The organism is Veillonella sp. 3627 (assembly GCF_003992195.1).
Lineage (GTDB): Bacteria > Bacillota > Negativicutes > Veillonellales > Veillonellaceae > F0422.
In genome coordinates this window covers 116605-132446 of sequence record NZ_RQVG01000005.1, presented here as the reverse complement: position 1 = coordinate 132446, position 15842 = coordinate 116605, and the positions used below count along the sequence as shown (strand labels likewise).

Below are 15842 nucleotides of genomic sequence, written 5' to 3'. Positions count from 1 at the left end.
ACAACACTGTGTTGTGGCGACTAGATTATAATAACAGATTCACAATATCGTGTCAACAGTTATTTTTAATCTTTTTTTCATTCAATACTCTCACGAGTATGAACGCTCAGTTCTCTCGAACATGTTTAATAGTATATTCCATTTCCAAGCAAAAAGCAACCCCCAATTTTAAATTTTTATGCCCATCCTCTATATGTATATAATAATTCAACACTCCTAGTAGACAACGAAGTTATACCTATAGCATCTTAAAACTTTCATCAAATAATATCCTTATCTCTACGCAAATAGGATGTCGTACTCTACCAATATTTTATCTCTTCATTAACCAACCCTCTCATGTGTTGAACCTTTATATCTATATTATTAACTACATCATACAAATATATGAACATTCCCCCTACCAACCACTCATAAACTTTCCTTCTGAGGAATGTACCGGCCTCTTCCCACACATCGTCCCCGAAGAGAACGCAGTTATGCGTAGTAGCCTTGTGGTGTTATTATTGACTAAATCAAGTAAACACTAGAAGAGCACGGTGTGCCCCCGAACAAACATTATGAAATACCGTTTGAGAGGGGGTATACCGTGCTCTCCCCTTTATCACATATAGTTAAAACCACCACAGGCTACATAGCATCACAAGTGAACGCTTTCGCCCAGCTCGAAGTTCCCTTTACTTGTGACTACTCGATCTGTCGGGTTTAACCCATCAAGTATGGTCACAGCACCATCCACTTCTAATCCAATCTCAATTGTCTTAATATCAATTGTATTTTCATCTGTTAACACATATACAAACTTACCATTCTCACCATCACGAATAACTTCTTTAGGCAAAGTAAGCGCCGGTGCTTCCGCTTTCGTTTCAATCACCAATGTATAGAACTCTCCAATCGTCACTTGTCCAGATTGTACGTTAAAAGTTGCTTTCACCGTGATACTCGGCCCTGATTCGGTTCCCACAAATGTAATCTGTCCCGGCACCTGTGTTCCATTTACATCTAAATAGACATCCACGCCACCAGTGATGCCGGGCTGCTTCAAAATAGATCCAAAGCTTTGTGGGACACTCAATGTGGCCACCACTGGAGAATCTTGTTGTATAAGAATAAGTGGCTTCCCTTCGATGGCAATCTTTCTATCTTCATTATAAATAGCTGCTACTCTACCTTCCATCGGTGAAAGCACTTGCGCTGCCGCCATTTGTGCTTGTATTTTAGCGATGGCTGCTTCAATACCCGAGGTATCCGCCCCAGATCCGCCTGAATAGGAAGGAACCGTTACCACTTGTGATTGCGCCCTCGCCGCAATCGTTTCAAACTCGCGATTCGTAATAATGCCAGCATCACGCATATATCGTGCCCTCTCCACATCCGCTGATGATACGCTACCACCCACCACTGTAGTCGATGCACTCTGTTGTGGCGCTCGACTCCGCGCCTCCTGCAACTGTCCTAATAAAGATTGCAGTTGTTGCTGTAGTGATGTGGTATCAATCATAGCTAGCACTTGACCAGCTTTTACCATGTCACCTACTTTCACTGTGAAAGTAGACACCGGCCCCGATACCGTCGATTCTACACTAGCCTTATGCAATGCCGTAATATTTGCCTCATGACTGATGCGTACTGGCATTTGACGTTCCACAGGATTCATCACTTGCACCGTTTTGGGCTGCATCCACGCGAACACACCGCCCGCAATGAGTAGTGCCGCCACCACTGTTATATATATCCAATATTTCCGTATCCAAGAATAGTTCATCATACACTCCTCTCATATAGAGAGTATTATACTACTCTTACATCGGAATATCTAGCACACGAACCCCATCATATATGTTAGTCTTGTAATACATTTATAAATCGTGCTATAATGAAAATAACAAAAGAAGAGCCATCAACGTGTGAAGGCGTTAGGCTCATCTCAAAAAACATGCAAAACGAAATTTGCCTAACGTGGTAAGGTGTCCTAGACCTTATTCGTTAGGCTTTTTCATTGACTATTTTAATACGTCACTGATTTGAATTGCTAAACTAGTAAGCGCAATGATTAAGGAAATCTTTTCGTACTTAGTCATAGCAACCACCTCCTCCCATAATGGGAAAAGATGAGCCCAACAACACGTCGTTGACTCTTCGATTACTATTATACTGCAAATTACTCATAACGTGAACTTTTATGGTTAGCTAAATCTTAAAATCGCTATAATTGAAGCAACAAAAAAAGAGCCCCCCAGAGGAACGCCGTCACGCGTAGTAGCCTTGTGGCGGGCCTTTCTACCTAAATCACACAAACGCAAGAAGACCGTAACATACCCCTGAACAAACATAACCACTGTATAGTTTGAGAAGGGGTGTGTTACGGTCTTCTCTTTATCATATTTAGTTAACCCCGCCACAGGCTACATAACGTTACAAGTGACGACTTATATAGCGTTAGAAGTGATGCCCATACCTATAGACTCAAGATTATATGTATGCGCATTTTCGCTAGCTAACTGGCTCGTCGTCTCATGGCAAGTAAATAAAAATACTTGTGTATGTTCACTAATTCTTTCTATTACCTGTAACGTCAACTTTTGCCGTTCTAAATCAAATCTAACTAACACATCATCTAACAGTAACGGTAAAGATTCTACTTTTTCAGCAAATGACTCTGCCAAACTAAGTCGCAATGCCAAATACACTTGATCTCCCAGTCCACTACTCCATTTACATAAAGGAATCTCTCGTCCCGTTGTATCTTTTACATATGCCCCTTTATGCGCATCATCCATATGCAGAGTATAGATACCACCTGTCATGGCTTTCACATAGGCAGACGCTCTCGCCAGCATCGCCGGTTGCCGATCTGTTTCGTATTCTTGTTGTGCTAGTTCCATGCCATGGTTGATGAATACATAAGTCATCCACTCTTCTAAAGCTTCTCGAAGCTCCGCTTCTAGTTGTTCTTTTTTCAACAATGCTTCGGACACTGCATGAGATGTGCTCAAGTGGCGCATAGATTCCTGCAAGGTCCCCCGCTCTTCATACAATGCCTGTAAGGATGATTCAATATTCGCTAATTCCGTTTCACTGCGGGAGTACTCTAATTCCCACTTCCCTTTATCATTGCCTTGTAAACGACGATACCACACATCCTTATGAAATTCTTTCGGTGCCAACAAATCCAATTGTCGCTGACTTTGCCGATAAATCGTCTCCCACTGCTTATATTGATCCTGTTCCAATAAGCGCTGACGATATTCTGCCGCACTCTTAGCACCACCTTTTTGAATCAACTCTTCTTGGGCTAAGAATAACTCTTTTTCTTTCTTGCTCCACGTAGCATATTCTTCACGATAGTTTTTACGCTGGCTTTCCTTTTGCTCCCACCGCACACGATTCTGCTTATGTAATTGCAATTGATGATAGACTACACGCAGCTCTACGATAGATGGCAATGTCTGCAACTGCAAGGAGCTCCACAATTTTCGACACCGATTCACAATCGCATCCAATTGTTCATGATGCAAGCCCACTTGCTTTTGGTAGCCCTCAAACTCACGTAATCGCTCATGATACGCTTGATATTCTTCTTTCATGCCATAGAATGCATCATCTCGGTTCGTCTGTTTAGCCGCCTTTGGCAACCAGGCTTCCCAGACATCCATGGCCTCAGTGCCTGCCGCTTCCAAGGTTTTACCTTCCGTCACCCACTGCGCTTTCATTACTTCGTAAGCCTTAAAATGGCTTACATCCTCTTCATAGTCTTTGATTTGTTCCGCTACTTCCTGTATATCTGAAAGTAAACTTTCATACTCCTCTTCCGTAGTTGGCATAGTTCGTTTAGCTATCTCTTCCAAACTTGAGAAGTCTTTAACAGATGTGTTCGCACCTACTGAACCTGTTTTTCTCGCCTTATATTTTTGAACTATTAGAGCCACGCCTAGCAATACCCCTAGGATGCCCGCTATAGCCTGTGTACCAAACACATCTGCATAAGTCATATGCCAAGCTAATAGGATTATACCTAACACTACTAATACTGTTCCACCTATATAGTAAGCTCGTCCCGATTTCACTATTACCTCAGGCTCAGCCTGTTGTCCTAATAGGTATGCATTCTTGAGAGCTTCTAGGGCAGTTTGTTTTTCTTCTAGCCCTCTCACTGCATCAGCTACCTGAAGGGCTCTATCATCCTGTGGAAACGGCTCTCGACGTTGCCATGCCTCATAGGCTTCACGAGCACTTCGTAATTGCCGTGCTGCTTGTTCCCCATCATGCCAATTCACATCTCTAGGAAACTCTTCTACATCACGCCAATACTTATGAGATTTTCCTATGATTGCCAGTTGCGCCTGTACTTTTTCTAGATAGAGATCTCCTTCACGGCATTCTTTTTCTAACTGTGTCCACTTAGATATCTCTTGGTACAAACTTTCAATTTCTTGCTCATACATTCCAAGCCTATCTTCGGGATCAAAGTTATCTGGTACTAGCCCTTCCTCTTTACCACGCCACACACGCATATACTCTTGGCAGCGACGAATTTCTTCATCTAACGCTAAAAACGTTTCTCGTTCTAAAGGCTCATTCACATGGAATTGATGCATATGTTGTTTTGCTTCTTCTGCCCGTTTATACGTATCCCAAGCACGCAAAACACGTTCCACTTCTTGTAGATACTCCTTGCGCTCTTGCCGTTGCTCTTGCAATGCAGTTTCTTTCTGTTCTAGCTCTACTAAAGAAGCTTGCCATGTATAATACTCCTGTTCTCCTTGCTGAAGTTTACGGATTTCCTGTTCTGACTCTTGCAAACGGTCCAACAAAGCATTAATGGTTCGCTTACCAGTAGGTGATGCTACTAATAACTGACTGGCTAATTCATCTACATCTTTCACAAGTGTACCCAGAGATTCTCCGCCCTCAGCACCAAAAAACCGAGTTCTCACGTTTACTTCCTGTATGATGTCTACCCCTTGTAGATCATCTAAGGTAATAGCAAAAATGCGATCGTACGTCTTTTTATCTAGTCCTTGCCACCATAATTCTGCTGGCTCTACGGTATAGCGCTCTCCTCCTACCTCGTAAAAGTCTAGTTCTTTTCCTTTACGCCCAATATGGTATGTGTGACCTCCTCGCTCCACTAGAATATATCCATCTACAGGCTCTTCTTTCCTCTTTGTTCCCAGTAAAATACCACGAAAGGCTTGGAGCAATGTAGTTTTTCCGCTCCCGTTCGGTCCATATAACACATGTAATCCTGTATCATGGGGCTGAAATCTCCACTTAGTATAGGGGCCATATTGTTCTATATATATCTCTTTAATCTTCATGATCATTCCCCTGTAATAAACGGACTCCATCACGTCTCGCCTTTTCATAGGCAGATTGCAACATAGCCTCTGTCACTAGTCGACTATGCGTTCCTAATCGCTTCCATTCTGGGCGAGCTTTTACAATCATTTCTAGTGCTTCTATCCCCGTATGCATGGAATCGATAGCTTTCACATAATCCCTAATCATCCCCGGTGCTATACTTGGATGACTAATACTACCTAATTCACAATCGATACCGATAATATACACTCCATATTTACCTGTCTCTTCAGCATGAGATTCCTCTATCCAAGTAGCTAGAACCTTGCTATCTCGTGCCATCTCTGATAAAGGTCCTGCTCCTATTAAGCGAATCGATAACAAAATAGATATATTAGATTTCCGTAACATCTCTTTTTTGTGACGCAACATTTCTAACATCTCCAATACAGATTTTACTTGTCCTAAATCAATAGTCTCTTCAGCAAAACGGATGGCATTCGTCTCATAAAATTGCGTTTCTACAGTACCACGACTAGATACATCCACTACATAGCAACCTTTCGGCCCGCTTTCACCACGATGCAATCCTTGTGTATTTCCTGCATACACAATATATGGATGATCGCTAATAATTTGACGCTTATGAACATGCCCAAAGGCCCAATATTGAATAGGAATGCTACGCAAGGATTCCAGTGTACAAGGTCCTGTCTGATCATGCCCTTCATGGATGCCTACTGTACCATGCACCAGGGCAATGGAAAAAGGATCGCTCCGCAATGGATGGATAGTAGAGGCCATATCTTCATATTGTGTACTATGGTCAATACTCCGTCCATACAGACCCGCTACCTCTTGTCCTCGCACTAGAAGCGGAAACCGTTCCACCCATTCAGATGAAAAGATATGCACATTCTTTGGCAACGGCATATGTCGCTTCCAACTATCAGCAGGGTCATGATTACCTTGTACTACATAAACAGCAATCTGTTCCTTATCCAAACTTTCACATCCACGTACAAAATGCATCTCTGCTTCTAAAAGATGGTCTACTCCATCATATACATCACCTGTAACCAGAACTGCTGCTACACGCTGACGAATAGCTAGATTTACAATATTCTGAAAGGATGTATAGGTAGCGCGTACCATGGCTGCATCTAAGGATCTGCCAAATGATTTTAAATAGCGAAAAGGCGCCCCTAAATGGAGATCCCCACATTGTATAAATCTAAATGGTATACCCATATTATAACCCTTTCCATGCCTTTGCTAATATCTGTACTGCCCGTTCTAATTCACAGGTAGGAATACCGCTAAAAGACAATAAAACCTCCACCATATCGGTGTCCACTGTATCTAACACCTTAACATCACAAGCCGATGCTAAGGCTCGTAATGCCAACTGTTCTCCATCCACATACCTGAGTCGCACCCCTGCATAGACTCCTCCTTCAGGAGCAACCACTTCATAAGTATCACCCAAATAGCGTCGCAATAAACTAGTAAAATACTTACTTTTTTCTAAATAGTGTTTTCGAAGCCGACGAATTTGTTTATTCCATTCCCCTGCATTCATATACATAGCCCATGCCAACTGTTCTAGGACACTAGCACTTTGCCCGTAATCTTTACGATGACTATGAAAGTCTTTATACAAAGTGATTGGCAATACAAGATAGCTTAATCGAATAGAAGGTGGTAATACCTTCGATGGTGTGCCCATGTAAATCACGCAATCATTTCTATCCATTCCTTGTAAGGATAATACAGGCTTCCCATAATAACGAAGTTCACTATCATAGTCATCCTCGATAATATATGCCTCTTTATGCTGAGCCCATCGCAACAATTCCATTCGTTCTTGTATCGTCATGATGCGTCCCATACTATCTCCATGAGATGGCATACAATAGACCACATCTATCTGCGCTTTTTGAAGAGTATGGATTCGCCCCGGAGAACGCATATCTAGTTCTAGCACAGAAAATCCATAGTCCTTCCAAACTGCTTTCGCAAAACTAGGACTTTGACGATCCAAAGCCACCTTAGATTTTCCTTGACGTTGCAATAAAGAGACGATCATTTGCAAAGAATTAAGAGTACCACTAGTCACAAGAATACGATCTGCTGTAGCTCTTACACCTCGTGCCTGTTGCAAATATTGATTCAACGCACCCCGCAGTTCTGGTTCCCCTTCTAATTGACCATAGGTCATAAGACGTTTCGTATCTCGTAAGGCATATCCAATAAAACGCTTCCATCGCTTAAAATCAAATCCTTCTGGATCCATGTCTCCGGTAGCAAAATTGTAGAGAATCGGAGATTTCACTGGTGAAAGACTTCCTTCACAGGACATATTCCATGTAGGATAATTCTGCATCATAGTATCACAATCGCCACCTAGAGGCTGCACAATCTCCAATACCTCATAAGGGGCCTTGTTATGAGCTTGAATATATCCTTCCGTAGCCAGTTGTAGATAGGCTTGTTCCACCGTAATCTTACTGACCCCTAACTGTGCCGCCATAGATCGTATAGAAGGAAGCCGTTCCCCTGGACGGTATAAGCCCTGCTCAATATGTACTTTTACAGCCTCATATACCTGCTCGTACATGGGAATCCCTGCATTTGCATCTAGGACAATCATCTAGGCCCTCCAGAATAACAAACCTTACGCCCTTACATGTATATATCTATCTTTAACTCTCAGTTCTTGGGCGGTTCCTTTTATTACTCCATTATCCCCAAAAATTAAGCTATTATTTCTAAAATATATTCTTACTCTCTATTATAAAAGTAAACACGAAAAATGACTACACCAAAAGCATGAATTTCTTTCGAGGGGCATTGATACTTAATCAGCACTCTCTGTTAACGCTTATACTATTGACGCAAGTTAACAATAGATATATAATGTAGTCATTATGATGTAGTCATTAAAATCAAACAACTATTACGAGGTGTAATTATGGAAACTGTATCCAAATCTATTTCCTATGAAACAATCATAGCCTACGCGCAAAAAGTATTAGATGGTGGCGAGATCACTCGTGAAGAGGCAGAGCAGCTGATTCACACATCTGACGAAGACACTATGATTCTTTTAGCTATGGCTGATAAAATCCGTCAAAAGTTCAATGACGATACAGTAGACCTATGTGCCATCGTGAACGCCCGTTCCGGTAAATGCCCAGAAAACTGTAAATTCTGTGCTCAATCCGCCCATCATGACACTGGTGTTACTGTGTATCCTTTCATGGAAGAGGATGAAATCGTTAACGCTGCTAAAAAAGCGAAAGAAGCTGGCGCTATCCGCTTCTCCATCGTTACAAGTGGCCGTAACACAAACAACCCAAAAGAGTTCGAGCAAATCTTGAGCGCTCTCACTCGTATTCGTAAAGAAACTGGGTTAGAGATTTGTTGCTCCCTTGGTTTATTGACTTACGAGCAAGCCGTGCAATTAAAAGAAATTGGTGTGACACGTTATCACTCCAACATCGAAACAGCACCAAGCCATTTCCCAGACATTTGTACAACACACTCTTATGAAGATAAAATGTTCACTATCTCCAATGCACAAAAGGCAGGCATTCGTGTTTGCTCCGGCGGTATCTTGGGATTGAATGAAACCAAAGAGCAACGTGTTGAAATGGCATTCGAGTTAAAACGATTAGGGGTAGACTCCGTTCCTTTGAACATTCTTAACCCTATCAAGAACACACCATTCGAAAACAATAAACCAATTCCTCCATTGGAAATTCTTCGAACCTTTGCTGTGTTCCGTTTCGTATTGCCAAAGGCTTTGATTCGTACGGCTGGCGGTCGTGAAGTGAACCTTCGTGACTTACAATCTTACGCATTAAAAGGTGGTTTGAACGGTATTATGGTGGGTGGTTACCTAACAACAGCTGGTCGCTCTCCATTAGATGATCTACAAATGATCAAAGACTTGGAGCTCAACCTTAACACCGTGCAAGAAGCATAATCCTATCACTGTAACAACGAAACTTTTCATTACCTATATGTCTCAATTAGAGAGCTGCAACCATATAGAACTTTCAAATGAGAACAGGGGACCCGATTCCATCGAATCTGGGTCCCCTGTTTTTTAATATATATTCGATTTGCTAAACAATGCGCATCACAGAACGTGTATCCTATATACTATTAATCCAATCAGAAAACAGCCATATACATTCTATTCCAATCGAAATACATCCACACTATAGAACTGCACTCCGCTTACACTATAAAATATTTTCTAGAAATTATAGTATTCCTAGTCCATGCAACACTGGCTCATACACATAATACAAGAACAACCAGGTCCCCAATCCTGCTACGCCGCCTACGAGGGCACCGTTAATGCGGATCCAAGCAAGGTCTTCTTCCACCTTACTTTCAATAAAATGGATGAACCGTTCTGTACTTAAGCTTTGTAGTACTTCACGGATGATGATACCGATAAACCCATGGCTCTTCGAAGCAATGTGCAGCATAATATGAGTTAAGGCTTCTTCTAACCGTTCCACCATGCCCGGCTCTTCACAGTAATGATTCCACAACTCTTGAAAACTCGATTCCAACGCAATGGCCATTGGCGATGTCCCATCCGCAGATACCATGCCTTCACGAATCCGTGGGCATACATACTCTTCTAACATGAGCTCCCAATCTTGCACATCGATCCACTGTTGAATAGCATCGTCCAAGGTCTTTGTGATGCTTCGGTTCGACGCCATATGTTGCAAAGGTCCTACCCATTGATGCAACCACACGAGGCGTTCCGTACTGTTCGGCTGTTTCCAGCACTCCAACATTTGATGCACTTCTTCGATGATGGCCCGTGCCATTTCTTGGACGTTCACGATGTTCAATCCTTCTGAAAGTCCAATGAGCATGGCAGACACTACATCTTTCTTGCGCTTTTCGATTTCTTCCTCAATAACCGCTTCTAGCCATTGCTGTGCCTTCGGTGTATACAGAGCCCTCTGCAAATAGTCGATGCCGCGAATGACCACACTTTCATAACGATTGTGCTCACACACATGTAGTAAAGTCTGTTGCATAGGACCGATAAAAGACTGATTATGCAAAAATTTCCGCAACCGTTGTGCACCCCATTGGGCCCACTCCCGATCACTACGTCGCTCCCACAACTCCGACAGCACGGTGGCAATCCCTTGGCGCACCGTATTCCGTCCTACATCACTACGAATATATTGGTCTATAAACGGTACAAACTGTACCCGTTCAATAGCCCTTTTACATTGATCATAGGTGAGAAGTTTCGTATTCACCATGCGGATAATCCCCTCAATAAGGCGATTCTTATTCCGCGGAATCAGTTCAGTATGAAAGGACACACCCAAAGGTTTTCGAAATAAAGCAGTCACCGCAAACCAGTCCGCTACGCTACCGATGAGGGCCGATTGGACAAACCAATACAAACCATCATACCAAGGAGCTGTGATATACCACTGTCCCCACCACACCAAGCCAAACAAAACCGCCATGGTGAGCAGCAAGCGATTCGCATAGGTTGTATAGGGCGTTCTTGGTATTTCTATAACACGAGGGCTCATACAATCCCTCCTTTCAGCAAGGTCAATCCGTAGAAGAGACCGCCTAAAATAGCACCTACCAAGGACCCATTAATGCGTATCATCTGTAAATCATAGCCCAATTTAGATTGTAATATGCGGGTAATTTCCTCTGCCGTGAATCGATTCATCTCGCGCACGACGATCTGTTCAATCCAAGGGCGTACGTAATTTAAGACATGCAACAATTGGAATAGAATAAATCGCTCTGCCTTACGACCTTTCACAGCATTCGTTTCCAAGCGCTCAAAGAAATGATATAATTCCGCTTCTCCTTGCTCTACATAGCGCGCTAAGTCTAAGGTATCTTCCAACACATAGCCGTCTTCGATGAACTCCCGGAACCAAGCATTTTTTTTATCTTCTAATTTCCGTTGCCACTGTCCATTCTGTGCTAGTTCATCCACAGCCCACCGAGCCTTCGTGTATACCGCAGACCCCAAGGGCGACTGCAAGGATTCTTGGCTCATTAAATAAGCACAGCCTTTCACCTGTATCATGTGTGTAATGTATTCCGGTGAAAGTGACTCCCCACCTAATGCTAATGCCAATTCTCGCAAAAATGAATTGTCTGCATAGCGATTCATCACAGAGGATACTAGCCCTAATAAGTAGGGGCGAATCCCTTCCGCCGCTAGCAATCGTTGAAGCATACGGTTGATATGCATCCATAGCACCTCTGCTCGTTCTCGTTCTAACAGTTGACGACACAAACTAACCACAAAAGGTGTCACTCGCCAAGATTCCACACCATTCTTGATATGCCCTAGCAATTGTTCTTGCAGTAAATTTTCTTTCACATGGGGCAACACATGGTCTTTCAGTTCCTCAAAACACACGTGAACATATCCCCGACCAGTGGCACTATTCATAAATGACACAATCCGCCCTGGTACACGTTCCTGTTTCAGTACCTCGTACATATGAGATACCCGAAGGAGTTCGTCCACCATCATATGCCGTGCCATTTCCACGAACCGTTCCTTATTCCTAGGGATGAGCGCCGTTTTGAAAGGAATCCCCAAGGGTTTCGTAAACAGTGCTGTCACCGCATACCAGTCAGCTAAGCCACCAATCATGGCAGCCCCTGAAATATGCGTGATGAGACCCCATAAAGGATCTCTATGCAAGGGATAGGAGACTAAGAATATGACACTCATCAGTACTAGTAACGCCGTTGCTCCATGACGTTGTAACCACACTGTCATTTAGTTCACATCCTCTATTACATCACCCGGTTGTTCCGGAATCCAGCAACGTTGGTTTGGGTATGTGTGGCGGAATGTTTCCGAGGGCACCCAAATAGATCCATTGGCATGCATAGGAATAAATAGTTTCGTGTTCATTATACCTAACACTTCTAAGGCTCCCCACTCACGAGCTACTTCTAATCGAGCATCTACAGGAAACATCATAATATCCACAGACAAACCTATTAGAGGTGCAAATTCTTTCTCCTTTAACGCTTTTGCCTCTGCAATATTCTCAGGCGTATCTCCAGACCAATGCCACCAGTTTAAATCTCCTGCGTGAAAGATGCGATGCGTACCTGTATCCACCAAGAATGAACCGCCTTCATCAGTGGAACCAAACATAGTGACAGTCAGATTATCTGATTCTAATGTGTCGCCTACTTTCATGGAGTGCAAAGAAAACACATGTTGTACCAATTCTTCTGTTAGATGTTTCTCTGTCATATTTTGGCCTTGATTAGAACACCCTTGTTTGATTCTTTCTAACACCAAACTAGCTTTCTCAGCATCTTGCTTATCCCCTGCTGTCTCCTGCAATTCCTTGAAAATATCTCGCAAAGCTGGCACATCTTCATGGTACCAAACACTGTGTATATATGGTAAATATTTGAAAATTGATTTCACGTAATGGTCATGATGGATATGGGATACAAAAACATGTAACTCGTAACCTTGTGCTACTAATGTATCTATCACTCCGGCTGGATCTTTCCAGTAATCAAATACATAGGCCCGTCTGCCATCTTCAATGACAAAACCGCTATGTTCTAAATAGGTAACTTTCATATTAACTCCTAATTGATAATTTTATTGATTACCTTCATTATAACATATTTTCCTTTTCACATATATAAAAAGGCAATCTGTCACGCCCAATCAACCTACAAAAGATTAGAAAACGGATTGCCCTTTTATTAGTAATTACTTTATTTTTCACATTACGAATATTATTATGATATACTATAGCCATGAGAGTCTCTAACGTGAGTTAGGTTCATCTTTCTTACTTAGTAAGGGAGGTGAGTAATATAACCGTATTCGAAGCAATTTCTATCATGATTTTATTCGCTATGTTCCTATTAGCATTACTCACTTATTTGAAGAAATAATCTTTAAATATGTGAAAAGCCTAACGCTATAATAAGTATTCCTACTACTTATGCACGTTAGGCCCATTCTATATCCCAGATGAGCCTAACGCTACCACCACGTTATTGGCTCTCTTTTTATATTCCCATTATATCACATGTCAGGTAACACTAAAAGCACAAATTAGAAAAACCCTCCCAAGGTATGCACCTCAGGATGGTTTTCTTGTGAAAGTCTATGACCTTTCGTTGTGGGAAATAGAATTGCTTCTATTATTTAATACCCATGTGAGCCATAAGCATTTTAGGACTTCTTTTTCTGAGGAATGCCGTTAGGTGTAGTAGCCTTGTGGCGTTTTTACTGACCAAATCACATAAACGCAAGAAGAGCACGACATGTTCCGGAGCAAACCTACCGCAGGATCAGTTTGCGGAGGAATGTGTCGTGCTCTTCACTGAGGAATACAGTTGTACGTAGCACATCTTGTGGCACCCTTTACTGCCTAAATTGCATAAACAAAAAAAGACGTGGCATGTTCCTGAGCAAACATTATGAAATACCGTTTGCGAAGGAATGTGCCACGCCTTTCTATTTAGTTAACAAGGTTAGCCACAAGATTACATAGGGCAACCAGAGACGACCCACAGGCTACATAACGTAACCAGAGACGACTTATTTTGCTTCCACTGCAGCAATCGCGCAAAGGTCAACGATATCACTTACGGAGCAACCACGGCTAAGGTCATGGATTGGTTTTGCCAAACCTTGGATGATTGGTCCGATAGCAGTAGCGCCAGCAAAGCGTTGTACTAATTTATAACCAATGTTAGCAGCTTGTAAGTCAGGGAAAATCAAGATGTTAGCTTTACCAGCTACATTGGATCCTGGAGCTTTACGTTCTGCTACAGATGGAACGATGGACGCATCTAATTGCAATTCCCCATCGAATGCGAAGTCAACGTTACGGCCTTTCAAGTCTTCTACAGCTGCTACCACTTTATCAACTTCTGGAGAAGAAGCAGATCCTTTTGTGGAGAAGGACAAGAAGGATACGCGAGGCTCTTTCATACCTGCCACGGAACGAGCTTTACCAACGCTGGACTCAGCGATATCAGCCAATTGTTCAGATGTTGGATTAGGAATAACGCCGCAATCGGAGAAGATTAATAGGCCATCATCGCCATACTCTTTTTTATCAGTGATCACAAGCATAGAGCTGGATACAGTTTTCAAACCAGCTTGTGTACCTACTACTTGGATAGCTGCACGAAGTACGTTTGCTGTAGGGCTAGCAGAACCTGCTACCATGCCGTCAGCCAAACCTAAACGCACTAGCATAGCACCGAAGAATAACGCATCGCCAGTCATAGTAGCGCGTGCTTTTTCAGGTGTCATGCCTTTTTTCGCGCGCAATTCTACAAATGTATCTACCATTTTGTTTAATTCGCCGAATGTAGCTGGGTTGATGATTTCAGCACCTTCCAAAGATACACCAGCTGCTGTAGCTGCCGCTTGAATTTTATCTTCTGCACCAACCAATACAGGCACGCAGAAACCTTCTTTCAAAATCGCAGCCGCTGCTTCGATGACACGGCTATCTTCGAATTCTGGCAATACAATTTTTTTACCCAAGCCTTTTGCTTGCTCTTTTAAACTTTGAATTAAATCCATGGTATGTCCTCCTTTTAAGACCCATTTCGATATATCTACGCTTTATTATACTATAACTAATTTTGATGTTCAAACCGCTTCATATAGTTATGATGAAAGTATACTATCTACTTCATTCATACTAAAACTGCTTCGGTATAAAACCAAAATGTTGTAATGCTTTATAAATTCCATCATCATAGCAAGATGCAGTCACATAGTCAGCTTTTTCTTTCAGAGCATCACGGCCATTTCCCATGGCAATGTTCAGCCAATCTGGTCGGAACATGGACAGGTCATTATATCCATCCCCAAATACGATCACATCTTGGTAGGATGCACAAAAACGATCCATCATTTTCTGGATTCCATAGGCCTTATCCATAGGTTCAAACAAAATGCATCCTTCCCCATAGCGAATTAAATCCTTCGTCATATGTACAATACCACGGCGCTGTTCCTCTTCTTCTGTAATGAATGCATAGACCTTGTAAAAGTGTTCAATATCCTCAGGTACCAAGTCTGGTACGACTTCATTTTTTATCATCTCCCACTTCGGATCCCATGCTAGGACACTTTCATAAGGAGTAATGCGAACAAATTCGTTTTTATGTGTGACCCCCCAAGGCACATTGTGGCTTGTTAAATACTTAAGGTACTGCACGCAGCGGTCCCTGTCCATGCCCTGCATCCATTGCACTTCATAATTTTCTGTAATGCTATAGCCTCCATCAGCCACAAAATTCGGAGTCTTTGCCATCTTGGCAAAGCGCATAGCATCTGCCTGTAAACGACCCGTAGCAAGCGCCACGTGATGCCCTGTATCCTGCAAATACTCCAAGGAGTATTGAGCACTTTCAGGAATCGTTCCATCAGGCCACACTGCTAGTGTATTATCAATATCAAAGAAAAAATATTTCCTATTCACAGAACC

General features: G+C 42.4%; 11 protein-coding genes. 2 read left to right on the top strand and 9 right to left on the bottom strand.

Annotated elements, in window-relative coordinates; translation table 11 throughout:
* Positions 1-640: 640 nt before the first annotated feature.
* The 4 genes from EO114_RS04050 to EO114_RS04035 form a co-directional block, all read right to left on the bottom strand.
* Positions 641-1771, bottom strand: coding sequence for an efflux RND transporter periplasmic adaptor subunit (locus tag EO114_RS04050; protein ID WP_127061687.1), 1131 nt, complete (start codon positions 1769-1771; stop codon positions 641-643).
* Between the two features lie 661 nt (positions 1772-2432).
* A complete protein-coding gene (locus EO114_RS04045) occupies positions 2433-5324 on the bottom strand; it encodes an AAA family ATPase (protein ID WP_164723760.1) in 2892 nt (963 codons plus the stop codon).
* The gene (locus EO114_RS04040) at positions 5314-6558 is read right to left on the bottom strand and encodes a DNA repair exonuclease (protein ID WP_127061683.1); all 1245 of its coding nucleotides are present in this window, start codon (positions 6556-6558) and stop codon (positions 5314-5316) included. Before EO114_RS04040 ends, EO114_RS04045 begins: the two co-directional genes overlap by 11 nt.
* A gap of 1 nt (position 6559) precedes the next feature.
* Positions 6560-7960, bottom strand: a complete 1401-nt coding sequence (locus EO114_RS04035) for a PLP-dependent aminotransferase family protein (RefSeq protein WP_126941127.1) — start codon at positions 7958-7960, stop codon at positions 6560-6562.
* Positions 7961-8281: 321 nt separating this feature from the next.
* Between EO114_RS04035 and bioB the strand changes: the two genes are divergently transcribed.
* Positions 8282-9298 carry a biotin synthase BioB gene (bioB, locus tag EO114_RS04030; protein WP_009353994.1) on the top strand — a complete coding sequence of 339 codons (1017 nt, stop codon included), beginning with the start codon at positions 8282-8284 and terminating at the stop codon, positions 9296-9298.
* A 283-nt stretch (positions 9299-9581) separates the two neighbouring features.
* Here bioB and EO114_RS04025 read toward each other — a convergent pair whose 3' ends face one another.
* From EO114_RS04025 to EO114_RS04015, 3 genes are read right to left on the bottom strand one after another with little or no spacing between them, the layout of a single operon-like run.
* The gene (locus EO114_RS04025) at positions 9582-10898 is read right to left on the bottom strand and encodes a DUF445 domain-containing protein (protein ID WP_127061681.1); all 1317 of its coding nucleotides are present in this window, start codon (positions 10896-10898) and stop codon (positions 9582-9584) included.
* Positions 10895-12124 (bottom strand): DUF445 family protein, encoded by a 1230-nt coding sequence (locus EO114_RS04020; RefSeq protein ID WP_127061679.1) that lies wholly within the window; start codon positions 12122-12124, stop codon positions 10895-10897. Before EO114_RS04020 ends, EO114_RS04025 begins: the two co-directional genes overlap by 4 nt.
* Positions 12125-12955, bottom strand: coding sequence for an MBL fold metallo-hydrolase (locus EO114_RS04015; RefSeq protein ID WP_127011225.1), 831 nt, complete (start codon positions 12953-12955; stop codon positions 12125-12127).
* Between the two features lie 233 nt (positions 12956-13188).
* Here EO114_RS04015 and EO114_RS08050 point away from each other — a divergent pair, with 233 nt between their 5' ends.
* A complete protein-coding gene (locus EO114_RS08050) occupies positions 13189-13278 on the top strand; it encodes a putative holin-like toxin (RefSeq protein ID WP_370447304.1) in 90 nt (29 codons plus the stop codon).
* Positions 13279-13930: 652 nt separating this feature from the next.
* On the opposite strand, the gene pta is transcribed toward EO114_RS08050, so the two are convergent.
* A complete protein-coding gene (pta, locus tag EO114_RS04010; RefSeq protein WP_127061677.1) occupies positions 13931-14929 on the bottom strand; it encodes a phosphate acetyltransferase in 999 nt (332 codons plus the stop codon).
* A gap of 121 nt (positions 14930-15050) precedes the next feature.
* Complete coding sequence (locus EO114_RS04005) at positions 15051-15836, bottom strand: HAD-IIB family hydrolase (protein WP_127061675.1); 786 nt, start codon at positions 15834-15836, stop codon at positions 15051-15053.
* Positions 15837-15842: the final 6 nt, after the last annotated feature.